The following is an 8735-nucleotide window of genomic DNA, read 5'->3' on the forward strand; positions in this document are numbered from 1 at the left end:
TTACCAACAGAGAGTGTGATTGATGGTTGTTCTTCCATAAATTCAATTTGTTGTATCACTTTAGCGCGAACAAAGCTGTTGGATGTTAGGCCTAGTTTTTTCTTGAAAGTGTAGAAGCTAGACGTTGATAAGTGATGTTGTTGACAGTAATCTGAAATAGTTAACCCACTGGTTTGTTGATTTTTTACTAGGGTCTGCCATTGTGTTTCGTTGCGCGTTATTTTCATTGTTATTTCCTTTTATTTGACTTGAAAATAACATAACTGAGATCAGAAATTAGATGAAGGTGTGGTTGCCCTGACGCTTACGATTAACCTAAATAGATTGTTTTCATCCGTGTAATATAAACTGCCAGCTTGAGGTGAGAAATCAAATATTAAGATCATTTGTAAAATTTATATGTGTTTTGGGAGAAGCAGTAAACCTCAGGCGTAATGCCTGAAGTTCGTGGGGACTTGTGAGTTGAAGGAGGGAATTAAACACGAAATCGACTTATTTCATCGGTTAATACGGTGGCTTGTTGCGCAAGTTCTTCACTCATTTGGTTATTTTGTTCTGCAGATTCACTGGTTTTTTCAGCAACATCTCGAATAGAAACGACATGACGATTTACTTCGGTAGCCACAACACTCTGTTCTTGAATGGCAGTAGCAATTGCAGTATTCATATCCATGATAACGAGAACATCACTGTTTATTTGCTTTAGTCGCTCGCCCGCTTGGCTTGCTTGTTGTGTGCTTTGTTCTCCTTCATTGCGACACTCTGCCATTAAGGTAACGATATTGGCTGTACGGTTTTGCAAGGTGTTAATAATGCTTTCAATCTCTTTAGTAGACTCCTGAGTACGGCTGGCTAATGTACGTACTTCATCTGCGACCACTGCAAAGCCCCGACCCTGTTCACCTGCGCGTGCGGCCTCAATGGCTGCATTAAGTGCTAAAAGGTTGGTCTGCTCTGCGATGCCGCGAATAACATCTAATACACTGCCAATAGTGACGCTGTCTTCTGCTAATTGTCCCACCACAGTTTCTGATTCTATTAGTTTCTCGGATAACACCGCAATCTGTGCAATGGTGGCATCAACTTCTTGTTTGCCTTTATTGGCATTTTGATTGGTTTGATCCGCTTTATCTGCTGCATCCGTGGTATTGCTGGCGATCTCTTCAATAGTAGCAACCATCTCTGTGATCGCTGTTGCCACCATATCGGTTTCCTGCATCTGTGATTCAACGCCTGCGTTTGCTTGATGAATATTATGGGTGAGCGAACTGGTCGCTTGATCAACACTCTCTACGGATTGTTTTACTGACACAATCAAGTGTTGAAAGTTACTGATCATATGATTAAATGCTTCTGCCATTTCGGAAAGTTCATCTTTGCTTTTTGATTTTACTAAAATAGTTAAGTTATTGGTATCTGCAACTTCTACCATGGAATCTTTAATATGTGAGATTCCCGTGGTGATGCTACGACCAATAAACCACGCAATAAAGCTAGCAATGAAGATAGAAAAGGTAAAAACTGTATAGGTAAGCTGATTGATTGAGGCTACGTAATCCTGTACCGATTGTGTGGTTTTAGTGATTAAACTAGATAAAGTTTCATCCACTTGATGAATGGTTGCGCGCATCTTTTTTTGTAAACCACTTTTGGAATCTAGCCCCAATATTTTTTGCTCTGTTACTAAATTGAAAAAAGCATTTTTGTACATATCCATCGCTTTATCAATCGCTTTTTTCTGATCGTTATTGAGATAGCTGTTTACAATAATAAGGTCAAACTTATCATGGTTTACTTGGAATTCTTTCACATACTTTTCATCAAGGCGTAACATAAAATCCTTTTCATTACGGCGCAGATGTAACATTATACTGACCGCTTGAAAATCATCTTCGCCTAATGCGATTTCCACGTCATGCACCGCTGTTCTTAATACCCCATAAAGTCCCGTTGTTGGCGTTAAACCTATTTTTTGCTGTGTCTTTACAATCGCTTCAAAATGGGCTTGATACTCATTTAGAATAGATGTTAATTGAATTGCTTCACTGGGATTAATTCCTCTGTTATTTAACTCTGAAGAAAGGTGGCTAAGGTTAGCAGTCAACATAGTGATGCGTTGTTTGAATTTATCGAGGTGCTTTAACTGCTTACGTGCTAAAAAATCTTTCTCGTTACGCCTGAGCTGCAAAATATTCGACTCAATTTTACCGATATTTTGAGCGAGGGAGATATCTTTTTGTAGTGAAGAGGAAGAAAAAACAACTAGCAGTAACATTACTAACATACTTGCTATTGCAATGACGGTATTGAGAACTAATTTGTGTTTGATAAGCATGATAAAACCTTCATTTTTTAAGTGTATTTAATGTAAGTGTAAGTCTAAATTGAGACCTTGGGAGTGGGGAAATTGGAGAACAGGCTAATTATGGCCGTTAAGTGGGTATTTATTGGTTTTTATAGGCCAAAAAGAATAGTTTTACTACAATTTTTTTGCTTTATTTTTATGAGGTTGTTACATTGAAATTTATTATTTTGGTTTTTTTTCTCTTACCACTCTCTTTTTTGCAAGCGTTGGAGTTATCTCCTGATCTATTAAAGTGGGCCAATGAAAATCCTATTATAACGATGGGGATTGAAGATGATTTTCCTCCTTTTAATTACGTGGATGAAAAAGGGGAGCCCACAGGGGTGGGGGAGTTAATTCGTCATAAATTGTCTGCTATTTTACCCGTTAAACTACAAGTTACCTCTAAAGGTAGCTTTGCTACCCAGTTGAAAAAACTTGCTGAGAAGCAGATAGCGATGATCTCTGTTTGTGCGGCTTCCCCTGAGCGTGCGAAGACAATGTTATTCAGTAAACCCTTTCTTTCATTAACGCCAATCATTGTGACCAATAAAAAGAGTGGTTATCAAAATATGGCGGATATACCACGCTCTGCACGTATTGCTGTTCCTTATGGTTATGCTTCGGTCAGCTCTGCTTTGCGCATCGTTGATCAAGATAAAATTGTGCGGGTCAATAGTACTTTTATTGGCCTAGAGATGGTGGAAGCTGATAAAATTGATGGTTTTGTTACTTACCTTTCTGCTAAAAGCTATGCGATGCAGTTGCATGGCTTTACGCATTTACAAGCGTTACCTGTCGTGGGTGTTAAGCCCACTCCACTTGGGTTTTGTATTGATAAAGATCAGCCAGAATTGGTGGTGTTACTCGATGCAGGGATAGAGGCGTTAGGCAGTGACTATTTTAATCAGTTACAAGCCGAGTGGATCGCTTCTTTAAATAATACCGACATTAAATCCACTCATGAGAGCATCTCGTTACCCAAAATAGTTGTTATTTCGATTGTGGTGTTGATATTTCTTATTTATTTAATGCAACGCTACTCATCCGTATTATCTCAGAAATTTGAAACGGTTAAATTTAAAATTATCTATTTTTCGATATTGATTATGATGTTGCTCTCTGCATTTTGGGTGTTAGAAACTTATTTTGAAAACTTCAGGTTACGTATTGTTGAAGATCAAAAAGAGAGTTTTAATATTACCCAAAAGGCGACCATTAAATCTTTGGATGAATGGTACTTTCCACGTTTGGCGAGCATTCAAGAGTTGGTGCGTGCGCCTCTTTTTCAACCTAGTGTAGAGAAGTTGGTCGTGGCATATCAAAGCAATGATACGCAAGTATATGCACAGCAGACCGATTGGTTAGATGATTTCTTTCATAGCCGTCCTTATAGCACCGCTAAAGGACGACAATACACCATTCTTAGTTATGATGGAGTGGCTCTGTTAAGCTCAGAGGGCAGGAATGGGTTAAAAAGCGCGATCCCTAAACGTTACCCAGTACTGTTTGAGCAGGCCAGAGAGGGACTGTCTGTATTTATCCCCACCGTCGATGTTGGTGAGGGGGCAGATTTTCCTGTGGTCAGTATTATTGAGCCTATTTTTGGAGACGATGGAAACGTTATCGCCATGCTGATGGGGAGCTTTGATGTAAGACAAGGATTTTCTTCGCGATTTAAGGGTGTGCGTTTAGGCTTGACGGGAGAAAGCTATGCGCTTAACCAGCAAGGTTTTTTGCTTTCTGAAAGTCGTTTTATTGCACAACTGCATAAAGATAAAATACTTCTTTTTGGGCAGTCTGCTATTTTCAAAATGAATGTGGCTAAGTATAAAGATAACCCCATTATAGATGATGCACGTTTTAAAACGGCAGGGCGAAATTTAGTGGGTTATACCGATTATATGGGGCATACCGTTGTTGGTCAGTGGTCTTGGGTCGAAAGGTATCACTTTATGCTAGTTAGTGAATTAAGTGTTGACGAGATGTATTTGGAATACACAGAGTTGCGCCACATTCTATTTATTACCATGGTCGCTTTTATCGCTCTGATCACTGCTATTTCACTCTTTATGATGATTATCTCCCACCGTGCGCATCAGATGAATCGCTTATCTCAAGAGAAGCTAGAAGGGTTAGTTGAAAAACGTACGGAAGCATTGCAGCTCTCGGAAGCAAAAAACAGCTTAATTGTAGACAGTGTTGCTGATGGTATTTTAGGATTAGATGCATTGGGTGGAATTGTCTTTTTCAATCGTGCAGCAGAGCATATTTTAGGTTATAAAGAAACTGATGTTCTCAATCGAAATTATCAGGAAATACTCTATTTCTGCGATTCAGTGCGAGCAGATAAAAAGTTACTGAAAATGCAGATTCAACAGGGGTTAAGTGAGAGTAAAAACGTCTATGTAGAGACAGACTATTTTTGTCATGCAGATGCTATTGAAATTCCCGTTTCTTATCATTTATCTATCATTACGGAGAAAAATTCTCCCTTTAAAGCGGTGCTCACTTTTCAAGATATTTCACAGCGTTTATTAGAATCAGAACGCACGAGAACATTGCTTGCCTCGTTACCCATTGCTATTTTTCTTATTAATATGGATAAAAAAATTATTGAGATTAACACCGCAACGGAAAGGTTATTAGGTTATTCAAAAGAGGAGATCATAAATAAATATTTGAGTTACTTTATCCCCAAACACAGACAGCAAGCACATCAAAAAGTGATGGAATACTTTTTTGAAACTTCTAAATTTGTGGGCATAGGGCAGGCCGCAATACAAACGAAGTCTGGAAAAACGATTGAAGTTAAAGTTGTTTGTTCAATGGTGGAATTAAATGCTGAGCAGATGGTGGTATTAAGTGTGCTTGATATAACCGAAGAAAATCAAACTAAAAAATTATTGATTGAGGCAAAAGAGTTTGCCGATGAGGCGAGTCGTTCTAAATCAAATTTTTTGGCTAATATGAGCCATGAAATTCGTACCCCAATGAATGCGATTATCGGTATGTCACAACTTGCTCTTCACGGTGAGCTGGGCGCAAAAGAGAGGAACTATGTCACTAAGGTAAACTCTGCAGCTAATAATTTACTGGGTATTATTAATGATATTTTGGATTTTTCTAAAATAGAAGCAGGTAAATTGGAATTAGACAATCATAGTTTTGCTTTTTCTGAGCTGTTAGATAATTTTTCTACAATAATTGGTTTAAAAACACAGGAGAAAAGGGTAGAACTGCTGTTTAATATCGATCATGATGTACCACTGTTTTTTACTGGGGATCTGTTACGTCTCAATCAAATATTGATTAACCTCGGTGGTAATGCGATTAAATTTACCGAAGTGGGGGAAATAATACTTAACGTCTCAATTTCAGAGGTGGATGGCGATCGTATAAAGTTATTGTTCTCGATTAAAGACAGTGGTATTGGTATTAAATCTGAACAACTTAAAAAACTATTTATAGCCTTTTCGCAAGCAGATGCTTCTACCACGCGCAAATATGGCGGTACAGGATTAGGGCTTTCTATCAGCAAGCATTTGGTTGAGTTAATGCAAGGTGATATTTGGGCTGAAAGTGTTGATGGCTTAGGCAGTGAATTTTTCTTTACTAGTTGGTTAACGGTAGATAAAAGTGATAAATCGCTGCAGATGCGAGAGACGGTGCAGGTAAGATTGTCGGGGAAGCGGGTACTCATTGTTGATGATAGTTTAATTACCCTTGCGTCATTAAAAGAGGTGATTGAAGGGTTTGGCTGCCAAGTGTTTACCGCGCAATCTGGCGCACAGGCACTCACCATCGCGGAAAAAACATCTCATTTTGATTTTGCTTTAATTGATTGGGATATGCCCATGATGAATGGTTTAGAGACCTGTGATGCACTGCAACAAATGCCAGGAGTGGTGATTGAGCACTTTATTTTAATCTCTGCTTATGGAAGAGAGCAGATTCGTGAAAGTGATTATATAAAGCGTGTTGATAGTTTGCTGAGTAAACCCATCACCGCACAACGCCTACATCAAACGTTACAATCTTCATTAGGTTATAAGCTTGAATCAGATACCCCACGTGATCAAGTTATCAATAAACAACCTAGCTTAGTGGGTATACATCTTTTGCTGGTGGAAGACAATGAGTTAAATCAGGAGCTAGCAACAGCACTTTTACAAGCTGAGGGAATGATTGTAAGTCATGCCACCCATGGTGAAATGGCTGTCAGCATGGTGCAGGATAATAATTATGATTGTATCTTGATGGATATTCAGATGCCAGTGATGGATGGTTATAAAGCCACTGAATTAATTCGAGAATTTAACCAAGAGATCCCTATTTTAGCGATGACAGCGAATGCGATGTCAGGAGAAAAAAGTAAGGTCATTACGGCTGGAATGAATGATTACATTAGCAAACCAATCAATGTAGAAACGATGTTTTCAGTCATCAATCATTGGATAAAAGTCAAGAGCAAGAAAACACGATTGCCAGCATCCATCGATAATTCTTCATCAGCAATGAAGGTAGAGCAATTATTTGTACATTTTTCTGCTATTGACAAACAAGCAGGGTTGGCTATCTGTAATGAAAGTCATGAGTTATATCTTAAAATACTCACCAAATTTGAGTTTACAAATCAACAGTTCCATCAACATTTTATCACTCAATGGCAAGCAGAGTCGTGGAACGATTTAACACGTTTGGTGCATTCATTAAAAGGGGGAGCGGGTAATATTGGTGCTAAAACACTTTATGCTCAGCTTAACGATCTTGAGCTTGCTTGTTTGAAGCCTGAACATGATATTGAGATTCAACCGCTACTTGATAGGGTTACCTCTGAATTTAGTACTGTTAATGAAGAGATAACCACCATGTTACTGTTGCCTTATAAGCAACATAAGCATAATGATAGCGAGACACCTTTATTAACTGAATTAGAAATAGCGTCTAAACTGAATGAGTTACAACGGTTAGTTGATGAGTTTGATACTGGTGCACAAGAGTTTGCAACTGTTCTAGAAAGAGGAGTTGTAGATCATCAAGCAAAAAAAATGCTAATACATTTTATTGAACAGTTGGACAATTTTGATTTTGATAGTGCGGATCAAATTTTATCTCAATTGAAAAGCATTACCTGAACAGGAATAAACAATGATAAATTTAGATGAGATGATCGAAAAACAGACCATTTTAGTCGTGGATGATAACCCTGAAAATATTCATGTATTGAGCGGTATTCTTAGACCCTATTATAAGGTAAAAGCAGCCATTAATGGCAACATAGCAATAAAAATAGCCTGTGCAGAAGAGAAGCCTGATATTATTCTTCTGGATATCATGATGCCTGATATTGATGGCTATACAGTGTGTAAATATTTGCAAGCGTTGCCTGAAACCTCTGAGATACCCATTATATTTGTTAGTGCTAAGAGTGAAATATCAGATGAGAAAAAAGGCTTTGATTTAGGGGCCGTAGATTACATGACCAAGCCTGTGAGCCCGTCTTTAGTCTTAGCGCGAGTTAGCACGCATCTAAAACTTGCGGATCAAAAATCTCACCTTATGTTACTTGTTAAAGAAAAAACCGCGGATTTAGAAAAAACACGCTTGGAGATTATCCAAAGTTTAGGCCGTGCAGCTGAGTTTAAAGACAATGAAACGGGGTTGCATGTTATCCGCATGAGTTGGTACTCTTACTATTTAGCGAAACATTGTACGGGTAATAACTGTTGGTCTGAACTGTTGCGTAATGCGGCGCCAATGCATGATATTGGTAAAATAGGTATTCCTGATGAGGTGTTATTAAAACCGGGGAAATTAGATGCCAAAGAGTGGGAAATCATGAAAAAGCATGTTGAATATGGTGTGGAAATTCTCGGGGAGCATGAAACTGATCTATTAGCACTGGCGTTAGAGGTAACAAAATATCACCATGAAAAATGGGATGGTAGTGGTTACCCGAACGGTATTAGCGGTGAAGATATTCCTCTGAGTGCGCGCATTGTTGCCGTTGCAGATGTCTTTGATGCGTTAACCTCTGAGCGTCCCTATAAAAAAGCGTGGACAGTGGAAAAAACCATGGCGTTAATTGAAGCAGAAGCGGGAAAGCATTTTGACCCCGATTTAGTACAGATGTTTAAAGCTTGTTTACCTAAAATTCGTGAGATTAAAGCGTTATATGCAGATTAATTCACCAAGGGAAGGGCGATAATATTTAGTCTTTTTTAAATTTGTTTTATTTATTAATAAGTTAACTAACCTGAGTGCGGGTTAATGAGCGCTTTTGTAGGAGTTTAATAATACCATTCCGCATAATATTGTGATCAGGGCTTGTTGAGGAAAAATGATGAAGAGCAAGGCGCATGATTGAGTAATAGCTAGCTATTGCGAT

Annotated in this window: 4 protein-coding genes; 2 read left to right on the plus strand and 2 right to left on the minus strand. The window is 38.4% G+C overall.

Features of this window, described 5'->3' with window-relative positions:
• Both tnpA and G322_RS0115125 read right to left on the minus strand, forming a co-directional pair.
• A partial coding sequence (gene tnpA / locus G322_RS0115120) for an IS66 family insertion sequence element accessory protein TnpA (RefSeq protein ID WP_022942581.1) occupies nucleotides 1–227 on the minus strand: 227 nt, incomplete at its 3' end.
• 248 nt (nucleotides 228–475) lie between these two features.
• Nucleotides 476–2335, minus strand: a complete 1860-nt coding sequence (locus G322_RS0115125; RefSeq protein ID WP_022942582.1) for a methyl-accepting chemotaxis protein — start codon at nucleotides 2333–2335, stop codon at nucleotides 476–478.
• Between the two features lie 182 nt (nucleotides 2336–2517).
• Here G322_RS0115125 and G322_RS22440 point away from each other — a divergent pair, with 182 nt between their 5' ends.
• Nucleotides 2518–7482 (plus strand): response regulator, encoded by a 4965-nt coding sequence (locus G322_RS22440; RefSeq protein WP_022942583.1) that lies wholly within the window; start codon nucleotides 2518–2520, stop codon nucleotides 7480–7482.
• A 34-nt stretch (nucleotides 7483–7516) separates the two neighbouring features.
• A complete protein-coding gene (locus G322_RS0115135; RefSeq protein ID WP_211217162.1) occupies nucleotides 7517–8533 on the plus strand; it encodes an HD domain-containing phosphohydrolase in 1017 nt (338 codons plus the stop codon).
• The last annotated feature ends 202 nt before the right edge of the window (nucleotides 8534–8735 follow it).

Origin of the sequence: Psychromonas hadalis ATCC BAA-638 (genome assembly GCF_000420245.1) — a bacterium.
Lineage (GTDB): Bacteria > Pseudomonadota > Gammaproteobacteria > Enterobacterales > Psychromonadaceae > Psychromonas > Psychromonas hadalis.